25 protein-coding genes are annotated in these 25,220 nt (G+C 73.3%); 14 read left to right on the top strand and 11 right to left on the bottom strand.

The genetic code is table 11. From position 1 onward, the window contains the following. Positions 1-72: 72 nt before the first annotated feature. Genes pgl through tkt form a run of 5 tightly spaced genes read right to left on the bottom strand, consistent with a single transcriptional unit; the run spans position 73 to position 6,693 of the window. A complete protein-coding gene (gene pgl, locus ACTWP5_RS23440; protein WP_443223057.1) occupies positions 73-789 on the bottom strand; it encodes a 6-phosphogluconolactonase in 717 nt (238 codons plus the stop codon). A gap of 41 nt (positions 790-830) precedes the next feature. Next, positions 831-1,925 carry a glucose-6-phosphate dehydrogenase assembly protein OpcA gene (opcA, locus tag ACTWP5_RS23435; RefSeq protein WP_443223045.1) on the bottom strand — a complete coding sequence of 365 codons (1,095 nt, stop codon included), beginning with the start codon at positions 1,923-1,925 and terminating at the stop codon, positions 831-833. Beyond that, entirely contained in the window at positions 1,922-3,442 is a 1,521-nt protein-coding gene (gene zwf / locus ACTWP5_RS23430) for a glucose-6-phosphate dehydrogenase (protein WP_443223044.1), read from the bottom strand. Before zwf ends, opcA begins: the two co-directional genes overlap by 4 nt. A 5-nt stretch (positions 3,443-3,447) precedes the next feature. Then, entirely contained in the window at positions 3,448-4,572 is a 1,125-nt protein-coding gene (tal, locus tag ACTWP5_RS23425; RefSeq protein WP_443223043.1) for a transaldolase, read from the bottom strand. 36 nt (positions 4,573-4,608) lie between these two features. Beyond that, complete coding sequence (gene tkt / locus ACTWP5_RS23420; RefSeq protein WP_443223042.1) at positions 4,609-6,693, bottom strand: transketolase; 2,085 nt, start codon at positions 6,691-6,693, stop codon at positions 4,609-4,611. Between the two features lie 362 nt (positions 6,694-7,055). Between tkt and ACTWP5_RS23415 the strand changes: the two genes are divergently transcribed. Then, on the top strand, positions 7,056-7,985 hold the full coding sequence (locus ACTWP5_RS23415) for a heme o synthase (RefSeq protein WP_443223056.1): 930 nt from the start codon (positions 7,056-7,058) through the stop codon (positions 7,983-7,985). A gap of 59 nt (positions 7,986-8,044) precedes the next feature. Beyond that, positions 8,045-8,485: a hypothetical protein gene (locus ACTWP5_RS23410; protein ID WP_443223041.1), complete on the top strand. Its 441-nt coding sequence runs from the start codon at positions 8,045-8,047 to the stop codon at positions 8,483-8,485. Between the two features lie 240 nt (positions 8,486-8,725). Here the strand turns inward: ACTWP5_RS23410 and ACTWP5_RS23405 are convergent, their stop codons facing one another. From ACTWP5_RS23405 to ACTWP5_RS23390, 4 genes are all read right to left on the bottom strand, one after another. Beyond that, positions 8,726-9,793 carry a COX15/CtaA family protein gene (locus ACTWP5_RS23405; RefSeq protein ID WP_443223055.1) on the bottom strand — a complete coding sequence of 356 codons (1,068 nt, stop codon included), beginning with the start codon at positions 9,791-9,793 and terminating at the stop codon, positions 8,726-8,728. Positions 9,794-9,916: 123 nt separating this feature from the next. After that, positions 9,917-10,642 (bottom strand): ABC transporter permease, encoded by a 726-nt coding sequence (locus ACTWP5_RS23400; RefSeq protein ID WP_443223054.1) that lies wholly within the window; start codon positions 10,640-10,642, stop codon positions 9,917-9,919. Between the two features lie 206 nt (positions 10,643-10,848). After that, positions 10,849-11,784, bottom strand: coding sequence for an ABC transporter ATP-binding protein (locus ACTWP5_RS23395; RefSeq protein WP_443223040.1), 936 nt, complete (start codon positions 11,782-11,784; stop codon positions 10,849-10,851). Positions 11,785-11,863: 79 nt separating this feature from the next. Further along, positions 11,864-13,165, bottom strand: coding sequence for a Gfo/Idh/MocA family oxidoreductase (locus tag ACTWP5_RS23390; RefSeq protein WP_443223039.1), 1,302 nt, complete (start codon positions 13,163-13,165; stop codon positions 11,864-11,866). Between the two features lie 226 nt (positions 13,166-13,391). Between ACTWP5_RS23390 and ACTWP5_RS23385 the strand changes: the two genes are divergently transcribed. The 8 genes from ACTWP5_RS23385 (at position 13,392) to ACTWP5_RS23350 (ending at position 20,198) form a co-directional block, all read left to right on the top strand. Further along, complete coding sequence (locus ACTWP5_RS23385; protein WP_443223053.1) at positions 13,392-14,255, top strand: helix-turn-helix transcriptional regulator; 864 nt, start codon at positions 13,392-13,394, stop codon at positions 14,253-14,255. Further along, positions 14,252-15,673: a Fe-S cluster assembly protein SufB gene (gene sufB / locus ACTWP5_RS23380; RefSeq protein ID WP_443223038.1), complete on the top strand. Its 1,422-nt coding sequence runs from the start codon at positions 14,252-14,254 to the stop codon at positions 15,671-15,673. Before ACTWP5_RS23385 ends, sufB begins: the two co-directional genes overlap by 4 nt. A gap of 111 nt (positions 15,674-15,784) precedes the next feature. Then, on the top strand, positions 15,785-16,978 hold the full coding sequence (gene sufD, locus ACTWP5_RS23375; RefSeq protein WP_443223037.1) for a Fe-S cluster assembly protein SufD: 1,194 nt from the start codon (positions 15,785-15,787) through the stop codon (positions 16,976-16,978). Then, positions 16,975-17,313, top strand: coding sequence for a non-heme iron oxygenase ferredoxin subunit (locus tag ACTWP5_RS23370; RefSeq protein WP_443223036.1), 339 nt, complete (start codon positions 16,975-16,977; stop codon positions 17,311-17,313). The genes sufD and ACTWP5_RS23370 overlap by 4 nt, the downstream gene beginning before the upstream one ends. A gap of 7 nt (positions 17,314-17,320) precedes the next feature. Next, complete coding sequence (gene sufC / locus ACTWP5_RS23365) at positions 17,321-18,085, top strand: Fe-S cluster assembly ATPase SufC (RefSeq protein ID WP_443223035.1); 765 nt, start codon at positions 17,321-17,323, stop codon at positions 18,083-18,085. Further along, a complete protein-coding gene (locus ACTWP5_RS23360) occupies positions 18,082-19,365 on the top strand; it encodes a cysteine desulfurase (RefSeq protein ID WP_443223034.1) in 1,284 nt (427 codons plus the stop codon). The genes sufC and ACTWP5_RS23360 overlap by 4 nt, the downstream gene beginning before the upstream one ends. 30 nt (positions 19,366-19,395) lie before the next feature. Further along, positions 19,396-19,860 (top strand): Fe-S cluster assembly sulfur transfer protein SufU, encoded by a 465-nt coding sequence (gene sufU / locus ACTWP5_RS23355; RefSeq protein ID WP_443223033.1) that lies wholly within the window; start codon positions 19,396-19,398, stop codon positions 19,858-19,860. After that, on the top strand, positions 19,857-20,198 hold the full coding sequence (locus ACTWP5_RS23350; RefSeq protein ID WP_443223032.1) for a metal-sulfur cluster assembly factor: 342 nt from the start codon (positions 19,857-19,859) through the stop codon (positions 20,196-20,198). Before sufU ends, ACTWP5_RS23350 begins: the two co-directional genes overlap by 4 nt. A gap of 171 nt (positions 20,199-20,369) precedes the next feature. On the opposite strand, the gene ACTWP5_RS23345 is transcribed toward ACTWP5_RS23350, so the two are convergent. Then, positions 20,370-20,606: a hypothetical protein gene (locus ACTWP5_RS23345; RefSeq protein ID WP_443223031.1), complete on the bottom strand. Its 237-nt coding sequence runs from the start codon at positions 20,604-20,606 to the stop codon at positions 20,370-20,372. Positions 20,607-20,782: 176 nt separating this feature from the next. Here ACTWP5_RS23345 and ACTWP5_RS23340 point away from each other — a divergent pair, with 176 nt between their 5' ends. The 4 genes from ACTWP5_RS23340 to ACTWP5_RS23325 are packed head-to-tail and all read left to right on the top strand — an operon-like array spanning position 20,783 to position 23,504. Continuing rightward, a complete protein-coding gene (locus ACTWP5_RS23340) occupies positions 20,783-21,103 on the top strand; it encodes a DMT family transporter (protein ID WP_443223030.1) in 321 nt (106 codons plus the stop codon). Beyond that, a complete protein-coding gene (locus tag ACTWP5_RS23335; RefSeq protein WP_443223029.1) occupies positions 21,103-21,681 on the top strand; it encodes a TetR/AcrR family transcriptional regulator in 579 nt (192 codons plus the stop codon). The genes ACTWP5_RS23340 and ACTWP5_RS23335 overlap by 1 nt, the downstream gene beginning before the upstream one ends. A 10-nt stretch (positions 21,682-21,691) precedes the next feature. Continuing rightward, a complete protein-coding gene (gene dapD / locus ACTWP5_RS23330) occupies positions 21,692-22,687 on the top strand; it encodes a 2,3,4,5-tetrahydropyridine-2,6-dicarboxylate N-succinyltransferase (RefSeq protein WP_443223028.1) in 996 nt (331 codons plus the stop codon). Between the two features lie 13 nt (positions 22,688-22,700). Then, positions 22,701-23,504 (top strand): EI24 domain-containing protein, encoded by an 804-nt coding sequence (locus ACTWP5_RS23325; protein WP_443223027.1) that lies wholly within the window; start codon positions 22,701-22,703, stop codon positions 23,502-23,504. On the opposite strand, the gene ACTWP5_RS23320 is transcribed toward ACTWP5_RS23325, so the two are convergent. Next, the gene (locus ACTWP5_RS23320; protein WP_443223026.1) at positions 23,467-25,197 is read right to left on the bottom strand and encodes a protein kinase domain-containing protein; all 1,731 of its coding nucleotides are present in this window, start codon (positions 25,195-25,197) and stop codon (positions 23,467-23,469) included. The two genes, ACTWP5_RS23325 and ACTWP5_RS23320, sit on opposite strands and share 38 nt — an antisense overlap. Positions 25,198-25,220 lie beyond the last annotated feature (23 nt).

The following is a 25,220-nucleotide window of genomic DNA, read 5'->3' as shown; positions in this document are numbered from 1 at the left end:
CCTCCCGGCCCCCCCCTTGTTTTTCTGTTTTGGTCCGGGCCCGGTGGGCCCCCGCCAGCCCTGGCCGGTCCGCTAGTCCTGGTCGGCCCGCTGCCCCGGGCCGGGCAACTCGGCCGCCGCCGCCCGGTCCAGCAGCCACAGCGTGCGCTCCACGCCCCGCGCGGCCGCCGCGGGCGTGGCGTCGCCGCCCTCGCCCGCCAGGGCCAGGGCGGCGGCCTTGGCCTTGTCCTCGCCCGCCGCGATCAGCCACACCTCGCGCGCCGAGCGGATCGCGAGCAGCGTGAGGCTGACCCGGGTCGGCGGCGGCTTCGGCGCCTCGCGGACCGCGACGGCCAGCCGCTCGGACTCCCGCAGCGCCGGATGGCCCGGGAAGAGTGAGGCGACGTGCGTGTCGGGGCCCACGCCCAGCAGCACCACGTCGAACGGGGCCGGCGCGGCGGCCACCTGGTCCGCGTAGGCCGCGGCGGCGGCCTCGGGGTCGTCGCCGTACGGCCCGTCGGAGGGGGCCATCACGTGGACCCGCGCCGGGTCGAGCGGGACGGCGTCCAGCAGCGCCCGGCGGGCCTGGGTGTGGTTACGCTCCGCGTCGCCGTCCGGCAGGAAGCGCTCGTCGCCCCACCAGACGTCGAGGCGCCCCCAGTCCACGGCGTCCCGTGCCGGCGAGGCAGCCAGCGCGGCCAGCAGCCCGTTGCCGTTGCGCCCGCCCGTCAGCACCACCGAGGCGGTGCCGCGGGCGGTCTGGGCGTCCACCAGGGTCGTGACCAGCCGGGCCGCGGCGGCGTGCGCCATCAGCTCCTTGTCGCGGTGGACCACCCGGAGGGGGGCGGCCGTCACGACGCGCCACCTCCGGCCCTGCGGCCCGCGCCGCTCCCGGCCGCGCTCTTCGCGGCGCTCCTCGGCGCGCCGCCCGGGGCCCCGTCCGTCGTGGACCCGCCCGACGCGCTCCCCGATGTCTCCTGGGAGGAGGCCCCGGCGAGCGCGGCGCCCTTCCCGGCGGGCACCCGCAGCCGCCCGACGCCGAACCGGACCGCGTGCGCGTACGCCTCGTCCGGGTCGAGGCGCCGCAGCTCCTCGGCGATCAGCTCGGCCGTCATCCGCCGGTGCAGCGCCACGCCGCGGTCCGGCTGGCCCGGCACCCCCAGCGTCGCCAGCGTCCCGTCGGCGCGGTCCAGGCAGATCTCGCCGTCCTCGGTGGCCAGCCGGACCGCCGTGATGCCGGGGCCGTCGGAGGTGGCCCGCTCCACGGGGACCGACAGCCGCTCGGCCAGCCACATGCCGAGCAGCTCCACGCTCGGGTTCTGCCCCTCGCCCTCGACCGTCGCCCGCCTGATCACGGCGTCCGGCTTCTGGTCCAGCGCCGCCGCCAGCACGCTGCGCCACGGCGTGACCCTGGTCCATGCCAGGTCGGTGTCGCCGGGGGAGTAGGCGTTGGCCCGGACGCCGAGCGCGGCCACCGGGTCCTCCGCCGTCGAGGCGTCCGTGATGCGCCGCTGCGCCAACGCCCCCAGCAGGTCGTCCGCCGGGTGCGGCGGCGGCTCCTCGGGCCACCACACCACCACCGGCGCGTCCGGCAGCAGCAGCGGCAGCACCACGCTGTGGGCGTGATCGGCCAGCTCGCCGTGGAGCCGCAGCAGGACCGTCTCGCCGGTCCCGGACTCGCCGGCGACCCGCACCTCGGCGTCCAGCCGCGCCGCCGCCCGCTTCCGCGGCGAGCGGCCCGGCCGCTTGATCACCGCGAGGATGCGGGCGGGGTGTTCGGTGGAGGCCTCGCTCGCCGCCTTCACCGCGTCGTAGTGGTGGGCCTCGTCGGTGACGATCACCAGCGTCAGCACCATGCCGACGGCCGGGGTGCCGGCCGCGCGTCGTGCCCGGACCAGCGCCGCGTTGATCCGGCCCGAGGTGGTGTCCGTCAGGTCGATGTTCATGGCCGCCGCCAGCTCCGTCCGTCGCGTGCGAGCATGTCGTCCGCCGCCTTCGGCCCCCACGTGCCGGCCGTGTACGGCTCGGGCCTGCCGGCCCGTGCCCAGAACTCCTCCACCGGGTCGAGGATCTCCCAGGAGCGCTCCACCTCCTGGTGCCGGGGGAAGAGGTTGGCGTCGCCGAGCAGGACGTCCAGCAGGAGCCGCTCGTACGCCTCGGGACTGGACTCGGTGAAGGACTCGCCGTAGGCGAAGTCCATCGTCACGTCCCTGATCTCCATCTGTGTGCCGGGCACCTTGGAGCCGAAGCGGACGGTGACGCCCTCGTCGGGCTGGACCCGGATGACCAGCGCGTTGCGGCCGAGCTCCTGGGTGTCGGTCGCGTTGAACGGGGAGTACGGCGCCCGCTGGAAGACGACCGCGATCTCGGTGACCCGGCGTCCGAGCCGCTTGCCGGTGCGCAGGTAGAACGGGACGCCCGCCCAGCGCCGGTTGTCGACCTCCAGGCGGACCGCCGCGTAGGTGTCGGTGGTGGAGCCCCGGTCGATGCCGTCCTCGTCGAGGTACCCGAGGACCTTCTCGCCCCCCTGCCAGCCGGCCGTGTACTGGCCGCGGACGGTGTGACGGGCCAGGTTCGACGGCAGCCGCACGGCCCGCAGGACCTTCAGCTTCTCGGTGACGAGGGACTCGGCGTCGAAGGCGGAGGGCTCCTCCATGGCGGTGAGGGCCAGCAGCTGCAGGAGGTGGTTCTGGATGACGTCACGGGCCGCGCCGATGCCGTCGTAGTACCCGGCCCTGCCGCCGATGCCGATGTCCTCCGCCATGGTGATCTGCACGTGGTCCACGTAGGAGCGGTTCCAGATCGGCTCGAACATCGTGTTCGCGAAGCGCAGCGCCAGGATGTTCTGGACGGTCTCCTTGCCGAGGTAGTGGTCGATCCGGAAGACCTCCTCGGGCGTGAACACCTCGTGGACGATCTGGTTGAGCTCCTGCGCGGAGGCCAGGTCGTGCCCGAAGGGCTTCTCGATCACCGCCCGCCGCCACGACCCGGGCGGCGCCTGCGACAGCCCGTGCCTGCGGAGCTGCCGCACCACCGTGGGGAAGTACTTCGGCGGCACCGACAGGTAGAAGGCGAAGTTGCCGCCGGTGCCACGCTCCTTGTCCAGCTCCTCGACGGTGGACCGCAACGTGGTGAACGCGTCGTCGTCGTCGAAGGCGCCGGGGACGAACCGCATCCCCTCGGACAGCTGGCGCCACACCTCCTCGCGGAACGGGGTGCGGGCGTACCGTTTCACCGAGTCGTGGACGACCTGCGCGAAGTCCTCGTGCGCCCAGTCGCGGCGGGCGAAGCCCACGAGCGAGAAACCAGGCGGGAGGAGACCTCGGTTGGAGAGGTCGTAGACGGCCGGCATCAGCTTCTTCCGGGACAGGTCACCGGTGACGCCGAAGATCACCAGCCCCGAGGGGCCGGCGATCCTCGGCAGTCGCCTGTCCCTGGCGTCGCGCAGGGGGTTGGTCGTCACGAGCCCTAAGCCTCTCCCGAGGTGGATGCGAGACGCTTAAGTTCCGCTTGAGTGGAGTCCAGGAGGGAGTTCCACGCGGACTCGAACTTCTCCACGCCCTCCTCCTCCAGCAGCGCCACCACCTCGTCGTAGGAGATGCCGACCTTCTCCAGCGCGTCGAGGTCGGCGCGCGCCTGCTCGTAGGTGCCACGGACCGTGTCGCCGGAGATCTGGCCGTGGTCCTCCGTCGCCTGGAGCGTCGCCTCGGGCATGGTGTTGACCGTGCCCGGCGCGACCAGCTCCGTGACGTAGAGGGTGTCGGGGTACCGCTCGTCCTTCACGCCCGTGGAGGCCCACAGCGGACGCTGCGGGTTCGCGCCGGCGCGGGCCAGCGCCTGCCAGCGGTCACCGGCGGTGACCTCCTCGTACGCCTGGTACGCCAGGCGCGCGTTGGCGACCGCGGCCCTGCCCCGCAGCGCCGCGGCCTCCTCGGTGCCCAGGGCGTCCAGCCGCTTGTCCACCTCTGTGTCCACCCGGGAGACGAAGAACGACGCCACCGAGTAGATCCGGGAGAGCTCCAGGCCCGCGGCCTTCGCCTTCTCCAGGCCGGCCATGTAGGCGTCCATCACCGCGCGGTACCGCTGGAGGGAGAAGATCAGCGTCACGTTGACGCTGATGCCCCGGCCGATGACCTCGGTGATCGCGGGCAGCCCGGCCTCGGTGGCGGGGATCTTGATGAACGTGTTGGGCCGGTCCACCAGCCAGGCCAGCTGCTTGGCCTCGGCGACGGTGGCGTGCGTGTTGTGGGCGAGCCGCGGGTCGACCTCGATCGAGACCCGGCCGTCGAGGCCACCGGTCGCCTCGTACACCGGACGCAGCACGTCGGCGGCGTCGCGGACGTCCGCGGTGGTGATCATCCGCAGGGCCTCCTCGACGGTGACCCTGCGCGCGGCGAGGTCGGCCAGCTGCTGTTCGTAGCCGTCGCCCCCGGAGATGGCCTTCTGGAAGATGGCGGGGTTGGTCGTCACACCCACGACGTGCTGCTGGTCCAGCAGCTCGCCCAGGTCGCCGGACGTGATGCGCTTGCGCGACAGATCGTCCAGCCAGATCGCGACACCCTCCCCTGTGAGGCGCTTGAGTGCGTCGGTCATGGCAATCGCGTCTCCTGCTCGTTGGTCTCTCATGGATCAGCGCTCGGCTGCGGTCAGGGATTCCCGGGCGGCCTGGGCCACCGCCTCCGGCGTGATACCGAACTCGCGGTACAGCGTCGTGTGGTCCGCGGAGGCACCGAAGTGTTCCAGCGACACCACGGAACCAGCCTCACCGACGTACCGGTGCCACGTCACGCCGACGCCCGCCTCGACCGCCACACGGGCCCGCACGTTCGGCGGCAGCACCTGGTCCCGGTACGCCCGCTCCTGCGCCTCGAACCACTCCACGCACGGCATGGACACCACACGGGTGGGCACGCCCTCGGCCTGGAGCTGCTCGCGGGCGGCCACGGCCAGCTGCACCTCCGAGCCCGTGCCGATCAGGATCACGCGCGGCGCGCCGCCCTCGGCCTCGGTGTGGACGTATCCGCCGAGCGCCGTCCCCTCGTTCGGCTCGTAGGTGGGCAGGTTCTGCCGGCTGAGGGCCAGGGCGTGGGGCGCGTCGTTGCGGCGCAGGATCTCCCGCCAGGCGATCGTGGTCTCGTTCGCGTCGGCGGGACGGACCACGTTCAGGCCCGGGATCGTCCGCAGCGCCGCGAGGTGCTCCACGGGCTGGTGGGTCGGCCCGTCCTCGCCCAGGCCGATGGAGTCGTGCGTCCAGACGTACGTCACCGGAAGGTTCATCAGCGCGGCGAGCCGGACGGCCGGGCGCATGTAGTCCGAGAAGACGAGGAAGGTGCCGCCGTAGACGCGGGTGTTGCCGTGGAGGGCGATGCCGTTCATCGCCGAGCCCATGGCGTGTTCGCGGATGCCGAAGTGGATGGTGCGGCCGTACGGGTCCGCCTCGGGGAGGGGGTTGTCGGCCGGGAGGAAGGAGGACGAGGCGTCGATCGTGGTGTTGTTCGACCCCGCGAGGTCGGCGGAGCCGCCCCACAGCTCGGGGACGACGCCGCCCAGCGCCGTCAGCACGCCGCCGGACGCCTTCCGCGTGGCGACCTGGCCGCCGACGTCGAAGACCGGCAGCGCCTTCTCCCAGCCCTCGGGCAGCCGCCCGGCGCGGATCCTGTCGAACTCCGCGGCCCGCTCCGGGTTCTCCTGCCGCCACGTCGCGAGCTGCTTGTCCCAGGCGGCCTGCGCCGCCGTGCCGCGCTCCACGGCCCGCCGGGTGTGGGCGAGCACGTCCTCGGCGACGTCGAAGTGGCGCTCGGGGTCGAGGCCGAGGACCCGCTTGGTCGCGGCGACCTCGTCCGCGCCGAGGGCCGAGCCGTGGGCCGCCTCGGTGTTCTGGGCGTTCGGCGCGGGCCAGGCGATGATGGAGCGGGCCGCGATGATCGAGGGGCGGCCCGTCTCGGCGCGCGCCGCCAGGAAGGCCTCGTGCAGCGCCCGCGGGTCGAGGTCGCCGTTCTCCTTCGGGGCGACGCGCTGGGTGTGCCAGCCGTACGCCTCGAACCGCTTCAGCACGTCCTCGGAGAAGGCGGTCTCGGTGTCGCCCTCGATGGAGATGTGGTTGTCGTCGTAGAGCAGGACCAGGTTGCCCAGCTTCTGGTGACCGGCGAGCGAGGCGGCCTCGGCGGCCACGCCCTCCTGGAGGCAGCCGTCCCCGGCGAAGACCCAGACGGTGTGGTCGAACGGGGAGGTGCCCGGCGCGGCCTCGGGGTCGAACAGGCCCCGCTCGTACCGGGCGGCCATGGCCATGCCCACCGCGTTGCCGATGCCCTGCCCGAGCGGGCCCGTCGTGGTCTCCACGCCCACCGTGTGCCCGTATTCGGGGTGTCCAGGCGTGCGCGAGCCCCAGGTGCGGAAGGACTTCAGATCATCCAGCTCCAGGCCGTACCCGGCGAGGAAGAGCTGGACGTAGAGCGTGAGGCTGCTGTGGCCCACGGACAGCACGAAGCGGTCGCGGCCGCTCCACGCGGGGTCGGCCGGGTTGTGGCGCAGCAGCTTCTGGAAGACGAGGTACGCCGCGGGTGCCAGGCTCATGGCCGTGCCCGGATGGCCGTTGCCGACCTTCTGGACGGCGTCCATGGCCAGGACGCGGGCGGTGTCGACGGCCCGGTCGTCGAGCTCGCTCCAGTCGAGAGCGGTGGTGTCCGGGGTGGAGGTGATCGGCTTGGTGCTCACCCTGAGTCAGGGCTCCTCTCCGCGTTGCATCAGGCCGCGTCAGGCCGTGGGGCGGGTGACGGGGACAACGGGTCTGTACGGTCTGTGCCGGGTTGCGGGGCGCCGGCCACGCTGCCGGTTCTGGCGCATACCGGGGCGTGACCGAGCCTACCGTTGCCGACCACGCGCGTGGTCGGAGTGGCCCCGGCGACGGACGGCGGGAGCCGGGCGTCTAGAGTGACGGGGTACGGTGCGAGCTCTCAGCCAGCCCTCTTCGCTGGTCGGGCGCCCGCCACTTGCCCGCAGCGCCAGCCGCTTCCCACGCATGAGCAGAGGTGTCCGTGACGGCCGTCGAACCCCGTCCCGTGGCCGAGACCTCCGGGCTGTCATCCGTCGGGCCCCCGGCAGGCCAGGGTGCCCGGCGGTGGACCGCCCGGGAACGCGTCCTCGGCTTCGTCGCGCTGACCAAGCCGCGGATCATCGAGCTGCTGCTCATCACCACCGTCCCGGTCATGTTCCTGGCCGAGGAGGGCGTGCCCGACCTGTGGCTCGTGTTCGCCACCTGCCTGGGCGGGTACCTCTCGGCGGGCGGCGCCAACGCGCTGAACATGTTCCTCGACCGCGACATCGACGCGCAGATGCACCGCACCTCGGGCCGGCCGCTGGTGACCGGCCTGGTCCGTCCGTGGGAGTGCCTGACCTTCGGCCTCACCCTGGCGGTGGTCTCCACCGCCTGGTTCGGACTGACGGTGAACTGGGCCTCGGCCGGGCTCTCCCTGGGGGCGCTGCTGTTCTACGTCGTGGTGTACACGATGGGGCTCAAGCGGCGCACCGCGCAGAACATCGTGTGGGGCGGGATCGCGGGCTGCATGCCGGTGCTCATCGGCTGGTCCTCGGTGACAGGCTCGGTCTCCTGGGCCGCCGTCATCCTCTTCCTCGTCATCTTCTTCTGGACGCCACCGCACTACTGGCCGCTGTCGATGAAGGTCAAGGACGACTACGCGCGCGTCGGGGTGCCGATGCTGCCGGTCGTCGCGGCGAACACGGTGGTGGCCCGGCAGATCGTGGCCTACAGCTGGCTGATGGTCGGCGTCTCCCTGCTGCTGTGGCCGCTGGGCTACGTCGGCTGGTTCTACCCCCTGGTCGCGACCGCCGCCGGGACGTGGTGGCTGTGGGAGGCCTACGGCCTGCGGGCGCGGGCGCGCGCCGGGCTCAGCGGCGCCCGGTTGAAGGAGATGCGGCTCTTCCACTACTCCATCACCTACGTCTCGCTGCTCTTCCTCGCCGTCGCCGTCGACCCGTTCCTGCGCTGAGGGCGTTCGCCCCGACGTCCGGACGGGCCCGTGTCGGTGCGGGCGCATAGCATGCGGGCATGACCGACAGCGACACACACGGCGACGGCGACGGCGCGGCCTCGGCGTCCGAGCCCCCATCCGAGTCCACATCCGGCCCCACGCCCGACGCGGACGGGGCCGCGCCGCGCACGCGGCAGACGCGGCACGTCGGGCGGCTGAGCAGACGCCTGGCCCGATTCGCCACCGCGCACGGCGGCACGGCCGAGGGCCAGGTCTCCTACCTGGGGGCCCGCGGGTACCGGCTGGTGCTCGTCGGCTCGGACGGCGCCTGGGGCGACGTGGTGGACCCGCGCCGCGAGGCGCTCACCGAGGCGGCGGAGCGGGCCGGTATCGCCCTGCGCGAGGACTTCGACGGCGAGCTCTCCGGCCGCGTGCGGACCGGGCCCTACGAGTGGCGGCGGATGGCCGGCAGCCAGCTCGGCGCGGGCGGCACCCGGCCCGGCTCGGCCGCGGCCTGACCCACCCGCCCCGCGCGACGGGCGTCAGGTCCGCGCGGCCGCCCCGTCACCCCCTTGAGGATCAGGGGGCGGCGTCCGGCGGCCTCACGGGTGAGCCGGTGGAGGGGCGCCCTGGTGGGTGGGCGGCCGGACGACACGGGCGGGGACGACACGGGCGGGGGAGAGGCCGCGGGGCGGCGTGAGCGCGTCGAGGGGGACGCGGTCGAGTGAGGGTGCGGTCGAGTGAGGGCGCGCCGGCCGTCAGCGGCCGGCCGGCGCCGAGACCTGCGCGGCGGACGAGGCGGACGCGGCCTCGGACGCGTGGGCCCCGGTGTCCGCGTCCGTCGTGGTGTCCGCGTCCGCGGGCAGCGTCGGGGCGGTGTCCGGCGACGGCTGCTCGCCGCCGCGGTCACGGGTCGCGTACAGCAGCCGCAGCACCGCCACCCACACCAGGGTGGAGCCGAGCAGGTGCAGGGCGACCAGCCACTCCGGCTCGTCGAGGGCGTACTGCGTGTACCCGATGGCCCCCTGGGCCACGAGCAGCGCCAGCAGCTCGCGCAGCCGGCCCCGCGGGCCGGGCGGCGCGTCCATCACCCGCAGCATCAGCCACACCGCGAGCGTGCCCAGCACGACCGCCCAGGCGAGCGCGGAGTGCACCCGGGTCACGGTCTCCCAGTCGAACGGCATCCGCTCGATGTCGCCGTCGTCCCCCGCGTGCTGTCCGCTGCCGGTCACGGCGGTGCCCACGACCAGCAGCGCCCCGGTCGCCACCGTGAGGGCGACGACGGCCCGGCGCGTCGGGACGCCGACCAGCGGGCGGGGCGGAGCGTCGCCCTCACGCGTGCGCACCCACGCCATCGTCGTCACCGCGAGCAGCGCCATGGCGGCCAGGAAGTGGGCCGCGACGATGTACGGGTTGAGCTCCGTGAGCACGGTGACGCCGCCGATCAGCGCGTTGCTCATCACCACCCAGAACTGCGCCCACCCCAGGCGGGTGAGGGCGCGCCGGCGCGGCTTCGCGGACCGTGCCGCGACGATGAACCAGCCGACCGCGGCGCTGACCACGTACGACATCATCCGGTTGGAGAACTCGATCAGCCCGTGGACCCCCATCTCCGAGGTGGTCACCAGGCTGTCGTCGGTGCACTTCGGCCACGTCTCGCAGCCCAGGCCGGAGCCGGTGAGCCGGACCGCGCCCCCGGTCACGACGATGATGACGCTCATCACCAGCGCGGTGAGCGCCGCGCGGCGCACGGTGCGCGGTCGGGGCGTCCAGCGGGCGGCGACGAAGGCGAGCGGGTTTCGCAGCGCGGTCAGGGTGGCGGTCAGCACCCGCTCATCGTAGGCGGCTTGTGCACCGTTTCACGAAGCCGGGGTGCCGTGCGGGGCACACCGTGGTGGACCTCACCCTCGGGCGCGTGCGCCCCGTGCTTCCCCCGCGGCCCGCACCCCTCACTCCCAGCGGAAGAAACGGGCCGCCGCCGCGAGGCCGAGCGCGGCCCACAGCGTGAGCAGCCCCGCCTCGCCCCACGGCATGGCCGCGCCCTCCTGGAGGACCGCGCGCAGGCCGTCGGAGAGCGCGGCCAGCGGCAGCAGCTCCAGCGCCTCGCGGACCGGCCCGGGGAACTCCGCCAGCGGAACGATCACGCCGCCGCCGAAGAGCAGGAGCACGAAGACCAGGTTGGCCCAGGCCAGCGTCGCCTCGGCGCGCAGCGTCCCCGCCATCAGCAGACCGAGCCCGCTGCACGCGGCGGTGCCCAGGAGCAGCAGCGCCGCGACGGCCAGCGGGTTGCCCCGCGGCGACCAGCCCAGGGCCAGGGCCACCCCCGACAGCAGCGCCGTCTGGAGCACCAGGGTGACGAGCACCGCCCCGGTCTTGCCGCCGAGCAGCGCCCAGCGCGGCAGCGGCGAGACCGCCAGCCGCTTCAGGACGCCGTAGCGCCGCTCGAAGCCGGTGGCGATGGCCTGGCCGGTGAAGGCGGTGGAGAGCACCGCGAGGGCCAGCACGCCCGGGGCGAGGAAGTCCACGCGCCCGCCGGGGCCGCTGTCCACGCTGTCCATGACGTCCACGGTGCTGAAGAAGGCCAGCAGCAGTGTCGGGATGACGATCGTCAGCAGCAGCTGCTCGCCGTGGCGCAGCAGCATCCGGGTCTCCAGCGCCGCCTGGGCGGCGATCATCCGGGCCAGCGGGGCCGCCCCGGGACGGGGCGCGAACCGGCCGGACCCGGCGGGGCGCTCGGAAGCCGCCCCGGAAGCCGTCTCGGAAGCCGCCTCGGGGGCCGTCTCGGAAGCCGCCTCGGGGGCCGGCTCCCCGCCGGACGTCTCCGCCGCGGGAGCGGCCGTCTCCCGGCGCGCCCCGGCGCCGTGGTGCTCGGACGCCGTCGTCATGGCCGCAGCTCCCTGCCCGTCAGTTCGAGGAAGACGTCCTCCAGCGTGTGCCGCCGCGTGGTGATCCGGTCGGGCAGCACCCCGTGCTGGGCGCACCACGCGGTCACCGTGGCCAGCAGACGCGGGCTGACCTCGCCCGTGACCCGGTAGGACCCCGGCTCGGGCTCGGCGACCTCGCTGCCCGACGGCAGCGCCGCCCGCAGCGAGGCGATGTCGAGCCCGGCGCGGCCGGTGAAGCGCAGTGTGTCCCCCGGACCGCTCCGACACAGCTCCGCCGGGCTGCCGTGGGCGATCACCCGGCCGGCGTCGACGATGGCGACCTCGTCCGCCAGCTCCTCGGCCTCGTCCATCAGGTGGGTGGTCACCACCACGCTCACGCCGTCGGCCCGCAGCTCCCGCACGAGCTGCCAGGCGGCGTGCCTGGCCTGCGGGTCGAGGCCGGCGGTGGGCTCGTCGAGGAAGACCAGCTCGGGCCGGCCGACCACGGCCAGCGCCAGTGCCAGCCGCCGCCGCTGGCCGCCGGAGAGCCGCCGGTAGGGGGTGCGCCCGCAGGAGCCGAGGCCGAGCCGCTCGGCGAGCTCGGTCACGTCGAGCGGGTGGGCGTGGAGGCGGGCGACGTGGCGGAGCATCTCCGTCGCCCGCACCCCCGGGTAGATCCCGCCGTCCTGGAGCATCACGCCGATCCGGGGCCGCAGCGCGGCGGCGTCGGCCACCGGATCCAGGCCCAGCACCCGCAGGTGCCCCGCGTGGGGCCTGCGGTACCCCTCGCACGCCTCGATCGTGCTGGTCTTGCCCGCGCCGTTCGGGCCGAGGACGGCCGTCACCGTCCCCCGCCGGGCCGTGAGGTCGAGGCCGTCCACCGCCGTCGTGCGGCCGTACCGCAGGACGAGGCCGACGGCCTCGACGGCCGGCGCGGGCTGAGCGTTGCGCATGGAACGAGAGTCTACGAGCCCCTGTCGGGCCGCCCCGCGGCTCTCGGCATGGCCCCGGATGGCAAGCGCTTGCTCTCCCTTACTCCGCCAGTCGGGTGCCGTCGTCGGTCAGCCGCACCGTCCGCCCGCTGGCCGCCGAGAGGTTCGCCGCGGCGCCCACGAGCACGCTGCGTATCCCGTCAAGGTAGCCGGCGGGCCGGCCCAGCGGGTCGTCGCCGGGGCCGCGGAAGACGTCGTCGAGCATCAGCCGGTCCCCGCCGCCGTGGCCGCCCTCACCCTGCGGGATGGGGATCTCCTCCGGCCTGTGCCAGTGGCGCTGGAGCGTGATCCGCTCCCAGGAGAGCTCGCCCTCCTCCTCCGGGGTGGCGCTCGGGTCGACCGCGGCCTGCGGTGAGGTGAAGGCGCGCTCGCAGACCTCCAGCTCCAGGCGGCCCTCGGTGCCGTTGAACGCCACCCGGTACCCCTCGAAGGGCGCGTAGGCGGTGAGGGAGTACGTCAGCAGCGCGCGGTTGTCGTAGCGGACCAGGACCGCCATGGAGTCGTCGATGGTGATGCCCGGAGCGAAGACGTCCTGGTCGCGGACGTAGCCGTCCTCGTGCTCGGCGTCGAGGTAGAGGCGGGCCAGCCGGGGGTCGGCGGAGAGGTCGAACAGGAACGGGTCGCTGCCCAGGCCCGGGGCGCCCTTGGACCGCGCCGGGCGGGCGGTCAGGCCGCGGGCGTGGGCGTTCTCCTCGCCGTAGAAGCGGAGGTCGGCCTGTGCGGCGACGAGCTCCGGCGCGGCGCGCAGCCACCAGTTGACCAGGTCGAAGTGGTGGGTGGACTTGTGTACCAGCAGGCCGCCCGAGGAGGACCGGTCGCGGTGCCAGCGGCGGAAGTAGTCGGCGCCGTGCATGGTGTCGAGGACCCACTCGAAGTGCACGGAGGTCACCTCGCCCACGCGGCCGGCGGCCAGCAGCTCGCGGACCGCGGAGTTGCGCGGGGAGTACCGGTAGTTGAACGTGACCACGAGCCGGCCCGTGGCGCGTTCCGCGGCCTCGCGGATCGCCTCGCAGCCCTCGGCGTCGATGGTCAGCGGCTTCTCCACGACGACGTCGCGGCCGGCGTCGAGGGCCGCGCACACGTAGCGCGCGTGCGTCGCGTCGACGGTCGTGACGATCACGGCGTCGGCCCGCTCCAGCACCTCGTCGAAGCGCTCGGGCGGGTAGGTGGGGACGGGGCGGCGGCCGCTGGCGGTGACGAGCTCGTTGTAGTAGTCCATCCGGGTCTGGTTGACGTCGCACAGGGCGACGATCTCCCCGACGTCGCTCCACTCGCCCAGCAGGGCGTCGACGTACAGCTGTGCACGGTGGCCGAGACCGACGAGTGCGTACCTGGTGGCCATGGGGACCTTCCCTCGGGGGTGGGGTGCGTAGGCTGTGTAAGCGTTTGCAGAACCGTCGCCCCTGGCGGGGGACGGCGTCAAGGGAGAGCGGCGCCGGTGGCCGCCGACTTAGGTAAGCCTGTGTGATGTACTGCATCCGAGCTGGTCAGGACGCGGCTTGCTCGCCCGCCGCGAATTAGGCAACAATGACGTTGTGAAAAGCCGGGACGAGCAGCCAGTGACGCCGGTGGCCGCGAGTGCCACCGGCGGCGTGGGTCTGCCCGCCGGGCCCGCCGGAGCCGAGGAGCAGCACGGGACACGCCAGCGCGTGGCCCGTTCGATTCTCGACCACGGCCCGTCCACCGCGGCCCAGCTGGCCGACCGCCTGGGGCTCACCCAGCCGGCGGTGCGCCGTCACCTCGACGCGCTCGTGGCCGACGGCCTCGTCGAGCCCCGCGAGAAGCGGGTGTACGGCACGCGTGGCCGGGGCCGCCCGGCCAAGGTCTTCGCCCTCACCGACTGCGGCAGGGACGCCTTCGACCAGGCGTACGACCAGCTCGCCGTCGAGGCGCTGCGCTGGATCGAGCGCGCCGCGGGCGGCGGGGAGCGCGGCGCCGCCGCCGTGATGGCGTTCGCCCGTGACCGCGCCGCCGCCCAGGCGGAGCTGTACCGGCCGCTGGTGGAGCGGGTGCCGCGTGAGGAGCGCCCGCGCGCGCTCGCCGAGGCCCTCTCCCGGCACGGCTTCGCGGCGGCCGCGCGCGACGCCCCCGCCCCCGCGGCGGGCGGCCAGCAGCTGTGCCAGCACCACTGCCCCGTGGCCCACGCGGCCGAGCGGTTCCCACAGCTGTGCGAGGCGGAGACGGAGATCTTCTCCCACCTCCTCGGCACCCACGTGCAGCGCCTGGCCACCATCGCCCACGGCGACGGTGTGTGCACGACCTTCGTCCCCGAGCCCGCGTCCCCGGGCTCCACGTCCACCCGCCCGACCTCCGCGCGGCCCGCCACCGGGCCGGCCGCCCAGGGGCGCGCGCCCAGACCCGTCACGACCCCCACCGCGCCCCCCATGAAGAACACCGCATCCGCACGTACCGCCGGGAGGAACCCCGCATGACGAGCCCCACGGAGACCGCCCACCCCGAGCTTGAGGGGCTGGGCACCTACGAGTACGGCTGGGCCGACTCGGACGCCGCAGGCGCCGCGGCGCGACGTGGCCTGTCGGAGGAGGTCGTCCGCGACATCTCGGCCAAGAAGTCCGAGCCGGACTGGATGCTCCGCCTGCGGATGAAGGGCCTGAAGCTCTTCGGCAAGAAGCCCATGCCGAACTGGGGCGCCGACCTCAGCGACATCGACTTCGACAACATCAAGTACTTCGTGCGGTCCACCGAGAAGCAGGCCCAGACCTGGGAGGACCTGCCCGAGGACATCAAGAACACCTACGACAGGCTCGGCATCCCCGAGGCCGAGAAGCAGCGGCTGGTGGCCGGCGTCGCGGCGCAGTACGAGTCGGAGGTCGTCTACCACAAGATCCGTGAGGACCTCGAGGAGCAGGGCGTCATCTTCCTCGACACCGACACGGGCCTGAAGGAGCACCCGGAGCTCTTCCAGGAGTACTTCGGCACGGTGATCCCCGCCGGTGACAACAAGTTCGCCGCGCTGAACACCGCGGTCTGGTCCGGCGGCTCGTTCATCTACGTGCCGAAGGGCGTGCACGTGGAGATCCCGCTCCAGGCGTACTTCCGGATCAACACCGAGAACATGGGCCAGTTCGAGCGGACCCTGATCATCGTCGACGAGGGCGCGTACGTGCACTACGTCGAGGGCTGCACCGCCCCGATCTACCAGTCGGACTCGCTGCACTCGGCCGTCGTCGAGATCATCGTCAAGAAGAACGCCCGCTGCCGGTACACGACCATCCAGAACTGGTCGAACAACGTCTACAACCTGGTGACCAAGCGCGCCGTGGCCTACGAGGGCGCCACCATGGAGTGGATCGACGGGAACATCGGCTCCAAGGTGACGATGAAGTACCCGGCGGTGTACCTCATGGGCGAGCACGCCAGGGGCGAGACGCTCTCCATCGCCTTCGCCGGCGAGGGCCAGCACCAGGACGCCGGCGCCAAGATGGTGCACATGGCGCCGCGCACCTCCTCGAACATCGTCTCCAAGTCGGTGGCCCGCGGCGGCGGTCGCACCTCCTACCGCGGCCTGATCGAGATCGGTGAGGGCGCCGAGGGCTCGAAGTCGAACGTGCTCTGCGACGCGCTGCTGGTGGACACGGTCTCGCGCTCGGACACCTACCCGTACGTCGACGTCCGCGAGGACGACGTCACGATGGGCCACGAGGCGACCGTCTCCAAGGTGAGCGACGACCAGCTGTTCTACCTGATGAGCCGTGGCCTGAGCGAGGACGAGGCGATGGCCATGATCGTGCGTGGCTTCGTCGAGCCGATCGCCAAGGAGCTGCCGATGGAGTACGCCCTGGAACTGAACCGCCTGATCGAGCTGCAGATGGAGGGCGCCGTCGGCTAGGCAGAGCCGTTCGAGCCCGGGGCGAGCCCAGGGTGGGAGAGTGCCCCGGGTCCTTCCGACCCCGTCCAGACCCGACCCACCAGACCCAAGAGAGTGAGCACGACGAGACCCATGGCCAAGGCCCAGAGCATGCCGGCCGGCTCCAGCGCGGGCGGCCCGGTGGCGGTTGCCGTCCGGGGGGCTGCCGAATCCAGCGTCGCCACCCGGATGAGCGCACCGCCCTCCTTCGACGTGGCGGACTTCCCCGTGCCGCACGGTCGGGAGGAGGAGTGGCGCTTCACCCCGCTGGAGCGCCTGAGGGGGCTGCACGACGGCACCGCCGTCGCGTCCGGCTCCGTCAAGGTCGAGTTCTCCGCGCCCGAGGGCGTGACGCTGGAGTCCGTCGGCCGCGACGACCCGCGCGTCGGCCGGGCGGGCACCCCGGTGGACCGGGTCGCCGCCCAGGCGTTCAGCTCCTTCGAGAAGGCCACGGTCATCTCCGTGCCCAAGGAGGCGGTCCTGGCCGAGCCGGTCCGCCTCACCCTGCACGGCGAGGGCGGGGTGACCTTCGGGCACACCGTCTTCGAGGTGGGTGACTTCGCCGAGGCCGTCTTCGTCATCGACCACACCGGCTCCGCCACCCGCGCCGCCAACGTCGAGTTCGTCCTCGGCGACGGCGCCAAGGTGACCGTCGTCTCCGTGCAGGACTGGGACGACACGGCGGTGCACTGCTCCCAGCACAACGCGCTGGTGGGCCGCGACGCCACGTTCCGCTCCGTCATCGTCACCTTCGGCGGCGACGTGGTCCGCATCCACCCCCGGGTGAGCTTCGCGGGGCCGGGCGGCGAGGCGGAGCTGTACGGGCTGTACTTCACCGACGACGGCCAGCACCAGGAGCACCGCCTCCTCGTGGACCACGACGCCCCGAACTGCCGCAGCAACGTCGCCTACAAGGGCGCCCTCCAGGGCGAGCGGGCGCACGCGGTGTGGATCGGCGACGTGGTGATCCGCTCCGCCGCCACCGGCACCGACACCTACGAGCTCAACCGCAACCTCGTCCTCACCGACGGCGCCCGCGTCGACTCCGTGCCGAACCTGGAGATCGAGACCGGCGAGATCCTCGGCGCCGGCCACGCCTCGGCGACCGGCCGGTTCGAGGACGAGCAGCTGTTCTACCTGATGTCCCGCGGCATCCCCGCCTCCGAGGCGCGCCGCCTGGTGGTGCGCGGCTTCTTCGCCGAGCTGGTCCAGAAGATCGGCGTGCCGGACGTGGAGGAGCGGCTCATCGCCACCCTGGAGGCCGAGCTGGAGGCGTCGATCGCATGAGCACCCCCACCTTCGCGAAGGTCTGCTCGCTCGGCGAGCTGGAGGAGGACACCCCGCTGCGCGTCGAGGTCGAGGGCGCGCCGGTCTGTGTCGTCCGCACCGAGGGCGAGGTCTACGCGGTGGGCGACACGTGCTCCCACGCGAACGTCTCCCTCTCCGAGGGCGAGGTGGAGGACTGCCAGATCGAGTGCTGGCTGCACGGCTCCAGCTTCGACCTGCGCACCGGCAAGCCCTCGGGTCTGCCCGCCACCCGCCCCATCCCCGTCTATTCCGTGAAGATCGAAGGAGAAGGGCCCGGCGCCGCCGTGCTCGTCTCCGTCACCCAGGAGTCCTGAAGGCACCATGGCAACGCTTGAGATTCGCGACCTGCACGTCTCCGTCGAGGCCGAGTCCGGCCCCACCGAGATCCTGCGAGGGGTCGACCTGACCGTGAAGCAGGGCGAGACGCACGCCATCATGGGCCCCAACGGCTCCGGCAAGTCCACCCTCGCCTACTCCCTCGCGGGTCACCCGAAGTACACCGTCACCGGCGGCACGGTCACCCTCGACGGTGAGGACGTGCTGGAGATGAGCGTGGACGAGCGCGCCCGCGCCGGCGTCTTCCTCGCCATGCAGTACCCGGTGGAGGTCCCCGGCGTCTCCGTCTCCAACTTCCTGCGCACCTCCGCCACCGCCATCCGGGGCGAGGCCCCGCGCCTGCGGACCTGGGTGAAGGAGGTCAGGGAGGCCATGGAGCGGCTGGGCATGGACCCCGGCTTCGCCGAGCGCAACGTCAACGAGGGCTTCTCCGGCGGCGAGAAGAAGCGCCACGAGATCCTTCAGCTGGAGCTGCTCAAGCCCCGGATCGCCATCCTCGACGAGACCGACTCCGGCCTGGACATCGACGCGCTGCGGATCGTGTCCGAGGGAGTCAACCGCGTCCGCGCCACGGGCGAGTCCGGCACGCTCCTGATCACCCACTACACCCGGATCCTGCGGTACATCACCCCCGACCACGTGCACGTCTTCGCCGGCGGGCGGATCGTCGAGTCCGGCGGTCCGGAGCTGGCGGACAAGCTGGAGGCCGAGGGGTACGAGCAGTACACCAAGGGGGCACCCACCTCATGACCTCCACCCGCGCCTCGGCCGACGGGACGCCGCTGGCGGGCCTGCTGGACACCGACGCCATCCGCAAGGACTTCCCGATCCTCGACCGCAGGGTCCAGGACGGGAAGCGGCTGGTGTACCTGGACAGCGCCGCCAGCTCGCAGAAGCCCCGTCAGGTGCTCGACGCGCTGAACGACTACTACGAGCGTCACCACGCCAACGTTCACCGCGGCGTGCACGTGCTGGCCGAGGAGGCCACCGCCCTCTACGAGGGCGCCCGCGACAAGGTGGCCGCGTTCATCAACGCCCCCAGCCGCGACGAGGTCGTCTTCACCAAGAACGCCTCCGAGTCGCTGAACCTGGTGGCGAACATGCTCGGCTGGGCCGACGAGCCCTACCGGGTGGACGCCCAGACCGAGATCGTCATCACGGAGATGGAGCACCACTCCAACATCGTGCCGTGGCAGCTGCTCGCGCAGCGCACCGGCGCGAAGCTGCGGTGGTTCGGCCTCACCGACGAGGGCCGGCTCGACCTCTCCACCATCGACCAGGTCATCACCGAGCAGACCAAGGTCGTCTCCTTCGTCCTGGTCTCGAACGTGCTGGGCACGGTCAACCCGGTGGAGGAGATCGTCCGGCGGGCGCAGGAGGTCGGCGCGCTGGTGGTGGTGGACGCCTCGCAGGCGGCCCCCCACATGCCGTTGGACGTCCAGGCCCTCCAGGCCGACTTCGTGGTCTTCACCGGCCACAAGATGTGCGGCCCCACCGGCATCGGCGTGCTGTGGGGGCGGCAGGAGCTGCTGGAGGACCTGCCCCCGTTCCTCGGCGGCGGCGAGATGATCGAGACCGTCACCATGCGCTCGTCGACCTACGCGCCCGCGCCGCACAAGTTCGAGGCGGGCACGCCGCCGATCGCGCAGGCCGTGGGCCTGGGCGCGGCTGTGGACTACCTCACCTCCATCGGTATGGAGAAGATCGCCGCGCACGAGCACGCGCTCACCCGGTACGCGCTTCAGCGGCTCGGCGAGGTGCCGGACCTCCGGCTCATCGGCCCGGTGTCCGCCGAGGCCAGGGGCGCCACGGTGTCCTTCACCCTCGGCGACATCCACCCGCACGACGTGGGCCAGGTCCTCGACGAGCAGGGCATCGCGGTCCGGGTCGGTCACCACTGCGCCCGTCCCGTCTGCCTGCGGTACGGAATTCCCGCGACCACGAGGGCGTCGTTCTATCTGTACTCCTCGCCGGCCGAGGTCGACGCCCTGGTCGACGGTCTGGAGTACGTGCGGAGCTTCTTCGGATAGTGACGTCGGACACGAGGGCGGTTTGAGGACGTGCAGCTTCAGTCGATGTACCAGGACGTGATCCTGGACCACTACAAGCACCCCCACGGGCGTGGCCTGCGGGAGGGTGACGCCGAAGTGCACCACGTGAACCCCACCTGTGGGGACGAGATCACACTGCGTGTGCGGTACGAGGGTCAGACCGTCGCCGACGTCAGCTACGAGGGGGAGGGCTGCTCGATCAGCCAGGCCAGCGCCTCGGTGCTGAACGAGCTCCTCGTGGGCCGTGACCTCGCCGAGGCGCGCAAGATCCAGGAGACCTTCCTGGAGCTGATGCAGTCCAAGGGCCGCATCACGCCCGACGAGGCGATGGAGGACGTGCTGGAGGACGCCATCGCCTTCGCGGGCGTCTCGAAGTACCCGGCGCGTGTGAAGTGCGCGCTGCTGAGCTGGATGGCATGGAAGGACGCCACCGCCCAGGCTCTGGGCGACGGCGCGTTGAAGGAGACGGCATGAGCGAGTCCACCGCCACCACCCAGGCGGGGCCGGCGAGCGAGGACGAGATCCGCGAGGCGATGATGGACGTCGTCGACCCCGAGCTGGGCATCGACGTGGTCAACCTCGGACTGATCTACGGCATCCACGTCGACGAGGGGAACGTCGCCACCGTCGACATGACGCTGACCTCCGCGGCCTGTCCGCTCACCGACGTGATCGAGGACCAGGCCAGGTCGGCCACCGACGGCCTGGTCAGCGAGCTGAAGATCAACTGGGTCTGGATGCCGCCATGGGGCCCGGACAAGATCACCGACGACGGGCGCGAGCAGCTGCGCGCGCTCGGCTTCAACGTCTGATCCCGCTCGTCACCACGCCCTGGCCGCCGCGTCGCCGTTGCGGGGGCCAGGGCGGTCCGTCGTCCGCGGGTCCGGCGTGTCCGGGCCACGTGGTGTCACGTCAGCTCACGTCGTGTCACCTTCCGTGACGTCGCGTCGCCGTTCCGGCCACGGGGCCGCCGTGCGCGCCGCTCACGCGTGGTCGACCAGTTCCGCGTGTCCCTGCGCGCGGGCACAGTGGCCACAGCAGTAGAAGTGGCCGTCCTCGGTCTCCATGCCGTGGCCCAGGATGCGGCAGGAGCAGTTCTCGCAGACGGGCGCCATCTTCTGCGCGGCGCACTCGAAGCTGTCGAAGACGTGCACCTGTCCCGCGGCGCGCACCTCGAAGGCCATCCGGTAGTCGTTGCCGCAGACCTCGCACTGTGCCACGGTCCTCACTCCTCACCCTGATCCGTTCGCCGCGATCGGCCACGTGTCCCGTCGCCCCACCGGCCTGTCGCCGCCAGGATGACGGGCGCTTGTGCACGCGCCGGGGCCGACGCGCGGGCGGCACTCCAGCGGAGGGATATGTACGATCGTACGCAACGATGTGTACGATCGTCCGCATGGCCTACCTGACGCTCGCCGCGGCGATCCTGACGGAGATACTCGGCACCTTCGTCATGACGCGCTCCGACGGCTTCACCCGCCCCGTGCCGACCGCGATCACCCTGGCCTGCTACGCGGTGTCCTTCACGCTGCTGGCCCAGACCCTGAAGACCATCGAGGTGGGCGTCGCCTACGCCGTCTGGTCGGGCGCCGGCACGGCGCTCATCGCCGCGATCGGCATGATCGCCCTCGGCGAGACCGTCTCCCTCGCCAAGCTGCTCGGCGTCGCCCTCGTGATCGCCGGCGTCGTCGTCCTCAACCTCGGCGGTGCCCACTGATGGCCCGGCGCCACGACCCCGACCGCCGCCAGCGCATCATCGACGCCGCCGTCCGCCTGATCGCCCGCGAGGGCCTCGCCGCGCTCAGCCACCGCGCCGTCGCCGCCGAGGCCGACGTCCCGCTCGGCTCGACCACGTACCACTTCGCCGACCGCGACGAGCTGCTGCTCGCCGCGCTCAGCCAGGTCAACGACGCCTGGCTCGCGCGTTTCGAGGACTGGCTGGCCGGCGTCGACCCCGCCGCCCCCCTGGCGGCGGAGATCGCCCGCCTGACGCGGGAGAGCCTGACGACCCACCGCGCCAGCACCGAGATCGAGTACGAGCTGTACGTCGCCGGCCTGCGCCACCCGGCCGTCCGCCCGCTCGCCGCCGCCTGCCTCGACGCCATGGCGGCCGCCCTGCTGCGCCACCGCCTCGTCCCCGACGAGGCCACCGCCCGCGCCGTGCTCGCCCTCGCCGACGGCCTGACGATCCAACTCCTGCTGACGGGGCGTCCCTCGGACCCCGCGCAGGTCACGGACGCCTTCGCCCGCCTCCTGCCGGGGCCCGGTTCGCCGAGGGAGGCCGCCACCGACTAGCGTCGGCACCATGACCGACGCATCCCCTGACCCCCGCACCACCGGCGCCGTCGCGGCCGGCCTCGCCACCCTCAGGACCGACGGCACGGTGCTCGACACCTGGTACCCGACGCCGGTGCTCACCACCGAGCCGGACGGGCCGGCCGGCACCGAGCGGCTGACCCCCGAGCGCGCCGCGGAGTTGCTGGGCGAGGCGGCACCCCGGGCCCTCGGCCCCGACCCGCGTCGCGGCGTCGAGGTGGTCGCGGTCCGCACGGTCATCGCCGCGCTCGACGACAAGCCGCTGGACGCCCACGACATCTACCTGCGGCTGCACCTCCTCAGCCACCGGCTGGTGCGGCCCCACGGCCTGAGCCTGGAGGGCATGTTCGGCCTGCTGGCCAACGTCGCCTGGACCAGCCTCGGCCCCGTCGCCGTCGACGACGTCGACCACGCCCGCCTCGCCGCCCGCGCCGCCGGCACCCCGCTGACGGTCACCAGTGTCGACAAGTTCCCCCGGATGACGGACTACGTGGTGCCCTCCGGCGTCCGCATCGGCGACGCCGACCGGGTCCGCCTCGGCGCCCACCTGGCCACCGGCACCACCGTCATGCACGAGGGCTTCTGCAACTTCAACGCCGGCACCCTCGGCATCTCCATGGTCGAGGGGCGCATCAGCGCCGGCGTCGTCGTCGGCGACGGCTCCGACATCGGCGGCGGCGCCTCCATCATGGGCACCCTCTCCGGCGGCGGGAAGCAGACCATCTCCCTCGGCGAGCGCTGCCTGCTCGGCGCCGAGGCCGGCATCGGGATCTCGCTGGGCGACGACTGCGTCGTCGAGGCCGGCCTCTACGTCACCGCCGGCACCCGCGTCACCCTCCCCGACGGCCAGGTCGTCAAGGCCGTCGAGCTCTCCGGCGCCGACAACCTCCTCTACCGCCGCAACTCCACCACCGGCGTGGTCGAGGCCCTGCCGCGCACCGGCACCTGGGGCGGACTCAACGCGGTGCTCCACAGCCACAACTGACAGAATCGAGGGCGTGAGGGACTTCGCGCTGGGCATACGCCTCCTCCTCGCCGGCCAGCGATGGGTGCTGACCCGCCGGCGGTGGTTCGGCTTCGGGCTGCTGCCCGCCCTGATCACCCTGCTGCTCTACGGCGCCGCGCTCGTCGCCCTGGCCTGGACGGTGGGTGACCTCGCCGCCTGGGCCACGCCGTTCGCCGACGACTGGGACGAGACCTGGCGCTCGGCCCTGCGCACCCTGCTCGCCGTGATGATCTTCGGCGGCGGCCTGCTGCTGGCGGTGCTGACCTTCACGGCCGTCACCCTCCTGCTCGGAGAGCCGTTCTACGAGCGGCTCTCCGAGCAGGTCGAGGAGGAGGCGGGCGGCTGCCCCAGGGCGCCGGAGCGGCCCTGGTGGCGGGAGCTGGCGACGTCGCTGCGCGACAACCTCCACCTCCTGGGACGGGTGCTGGCCATCACCGTGCCGCTGTTCGTCCTCGGCTTCGTGCCCCTCGTCGGGCAGACGGTCGTCCCCGTCCTCGCCGTCCTCGTCTCCGGCTTCTTCCTCACCACCGAGCTGACCTCGTTCGCGATGGAGCGCCGCGCCGTCGGGATCCGGCAGCGGCTGCGGCTGCTGCGCGCCCGCACGGGGCTGGCGCTGGGCTTCGGGGTGCCGCTGGTGCTGTCCTTCCTGGTGCCGCTCGGCGCCGTGCTGCTGATGCCGGGCGCCGTCGCCGGGGCCACCCTGCTGGCGCGGGAGCTGGCCGGCGCCGAGACGGCCGTGGGCGGAGTGCCCGGTGGCGTCACAGCGCCCGCCGCCACACCGTGGCGTCCACGGTGACGTGATCGCCGCGGCCGGTGTCGGGGGTCCCCGTGAGGGTGACCAACGCGAGGTGACCCGCGGCGGTGCGGACGCACAGCTGGGAGCCGACGGCGACGTCGTCGAGGCTCACCTCCGTCACCGCCCCGGCCCGCGTCGTCTCGGCGACGCAGGCCGCGAAGGAGCCGGGCCGGCCGGCGGGGAGCGACACGAGTTCGTTGCCCTCCGCGGTGCGCAGCAGCGCCGGGTCGCCGCCCGTGAAGTACCGGAAGTCGATCTCCGTCATGTTCCACGTGCCCGAGGCGCGGGCGGCGAGCGGGTCCGAGCCGAGGTGGAGGTGGTACCCGGCGGGGATGTCGAGCCCGGTGTAGGTGTCGGACGGCGGCTCGACGGGGTCCCGGGGAGTCGGCTCCCGCGAGGCCGTCGCGCCCGGCGTGGTCTCCGGCGTGGTCTCCCGGGGCGCCGGCCCGTCGGGGGCCTGCCGCCCGGGCGACGCGCCGCCGCCCGTGGTCTCCCCGGCCGTGGTGTCGAGCGGGCCGCGCCGCGCTGTCGGCTCACCGTCGTCTCCGAGCGACAGGGCCGCCACCGCCACCCCCACCACCAGCAGCGCCGCCGCGCTCGCCGCGGCGACCACGACGCCGCGCCGTGCCCCCGCGGGCGTCGCCCGCCGGGTGGGCCCGGGAGGGCCGTCAGGCGCCGTGACCGGTGTCGGCGGCTGACGCGGCGTCGGGCCGGGGGGCCCACCGGGCGGCGGCATGGACGGCCCGGCAGGTCCGGACGGCCCGCCCGCGAGCTCGGCCGTCACGGCCGGCGGCAGCCACTGACCCGGCGCCGGCAACCCCGTGGCCGGCAGGGCCGCCCGGCACCGCGCGACGATCTCGCCAGGGCCCGGCCGCAGGGCCGGGTCCTTGGCCAGGCAGTGGGCGACGACCTCCGCCAACGGGCCGGCCGGCAGCACCGACAGGTCGGGGTGCTCGTGCACGATCCGGTAGAGCACCGCGTGCGAGGTGCCCTCGCCGAACGCCGGCGCCCCCGTGGCGACGAAGACCGCCAGCTGGCCCAGCGCGAAGACGTCCGTGGCCGGGCCGACCTCCCGCCCCGCCGCCTGCTCGGGCGACATGAACGACGGGGTGCCCACCACGACGCCGCTGCCGGTCAGCGAGGTGCCCTCCACGGCGCGGGCGATCCCGAAGTCGATCACCCGCGGGCCGTCGGCCGCCAGCAGCACGTTCGACGGCTTCAGGTCCCGGTGGACGAGCCCGGCGCCGTGGATCGCCTGTAACGCCTCGGCGACGCCCGCGAGCAGCAGCAGCGCCGTCGGCTCGGGCAGCGCGCCGTGGCGGGCGACGGCCTCGGCCAGCGAGGGGCCGGGGACGTACGCGGTGGCCAGCCACGGCGTCGCCCCCTCGGTGTCGGCGTCGACCACGGGCGCCGTGTACAGCCCCTGCACCCGCCCGGCGGCCTCCACCTCCCGCCTGAAGCGCAGCCGGAACTGCGGGTCCTCCGCCAACTCGGGCCTGACCACCTTGATCGCCACCGGCCGGCCGCCGGGCGTGTGCGCCAGGTAGACCCGGCCCATGCCGCCGGAGCCCAGCCGCGCGGCGAGCGGGTAACGCCCCACGGCGCGTGGGTCGTCCGGAGCCAGCGGCTCGTGGGTCGGGGGCCCGGTCGGCCGCCCCGTCCCGTGCGTGAGGTGCCCGTCCGCCGTGTGCATCCGTGTCGTCCCCCGAAAACCGA

The sequence above is a fragment of the Streptomyces sp. 4N509B genome, assembly GCF_052245655.1.
Classification (GTDB): Bacteria; Actinomycetota; Actinomycetes; order Streptomycetales; family Streptomycetaceae; genus Streptomyces.
The sequence above is the reverse complement of the archived record's forward strand: the minus strand, read 5'-3'. Positions and strand labels throughout refer to the sequence as shown.

What these genes read in the sequence shown, in the direction of transcription:
- ACTWP5_RS23320 (WP_443223026.1), bottom strand. Translation starts at nt 25,197, where the DNA reads ATGCACACGGCGGACGGGCACCTCACGCACGGGACGGGGCGGCCGACC.
- ACTWP5_RS23340 (WP_443223030.1), top strand. Translation starts at nt 20,783, where the DNA reads ATGGCCTACCTGACGCTCGCCGCGGCGATCCTGACGGAGATACTCGGC.
- opcA (WP_443223045.1), bottom strand. Translation starts at nt 1,925, where the DNA reads ATGAACATCGACCTGACGGACACCACCTCGGGCCGGATCAACGCGGCG.
- dapD (WP_443223028.1), top strand. Translation starts at nt 21,692, where the DNA reads ATGACCGACGCATCCCCTGACCCCCGCACCACCGGCGCCGTCGCGGCC.
- ACTWP5_RS23410 (WP_443223041.1), top strand. Translation starts at nt 8,045, where the DNA reads ATGACCGACAGCGACACACACGGCGACGGCGACGGCGCGGCCTCGGCG.
- sufC (WP_443223035.1), top strand. Translation starts at nt 17,321, where the DNA reads ATGGCAACGCTTGAGATTCGCGACCTGCACGTCTCCGTCGAGGCCGAG.
- ACTWP5_RS23360 (WP_443223034.1), top strand. Translation starts at nt 18,082, where the DNA reads ATGACCTCCACCCGCGCCTCGGCCGACGGGACGCCGCTGGCGGGCCTG.
- ACTWP5_RS23350 (WP_443223032.1), top strand. Translation starts at nt 19,857, where the DNA reads ATGAGCGAGTCCACCGCCACCACCCAGGCGGGGCCGGCGAGCGAGGAC.
- ACTWP5_RS23370 (WP_443223036.1), top strand. Translation starts at nt 16,975, where the DNA reads ATGAGCACCCCCACCTTCGCGAAGGTCTGCTCGCTCGGCGAGCTGGAG.
- tal (WP_443223043.1), bottom strand. Translation starts at nt 4,572, where the DNA reads ATGACCGACGCACTCAAGCGCCTCACAGGGGAGGGTGTCGCGATCTGG.
- sufD (WP_443223037.1), top strand. Translation starts at nt 15,785, where the DNA reads ATGGCCAAGGCCCAGAGCATGCCGGCCGGCTCCAGCGCGGGCGGCCCG.
- pgl (WP_443223057.1), bottom strand. Translation starts at nt 789, where the DNA reads ATGGCGCACGCCGCCGCGGCCCGGCTGGTCACGACCCTGGTGGACGCC.
- ACTWP5_RS23395 (WP_443223040.1), bottom strand. Translation starts at nt 11,784, where the DNA reads ATGCGCAACGCTCAGCCCGCGCCGGCCGTCGAGGCCGTCGGCCTCGTC.
- ACTWP5_RS23335 (WP_443223029.1), top strand. Translation starts at nt 21,103, where the DNA reads ATGGCCCGGCGCCACGACCCCGACCGCCGCCAGCGCATCATCGACGCC.
- ACTWP5_RS23390 (WP_443223039.1), bottom strand. Translation starts at nt 13,165, where the DNA reads ATGGCCACCAGGTACGCACTCGTCGGTCTCGGCCACCGTGCACAGCTG.
- sufB (WP_443223038.1), top strand. Translation starts at nt 14,252, where the DNA reads ATGACGAGCCCCACGGAGACCGCCCACCCCGAGCTTGAGGGGCTGGGC.
- ACTWP5_RS23400 (WP_443223054.1), bottom strand. Translation starts at nt 10,642, where the DNA reads ATGATCGCCGCCCAGGCGGCGCTGGAGACCCGGATGCTGCTGCGCCAC.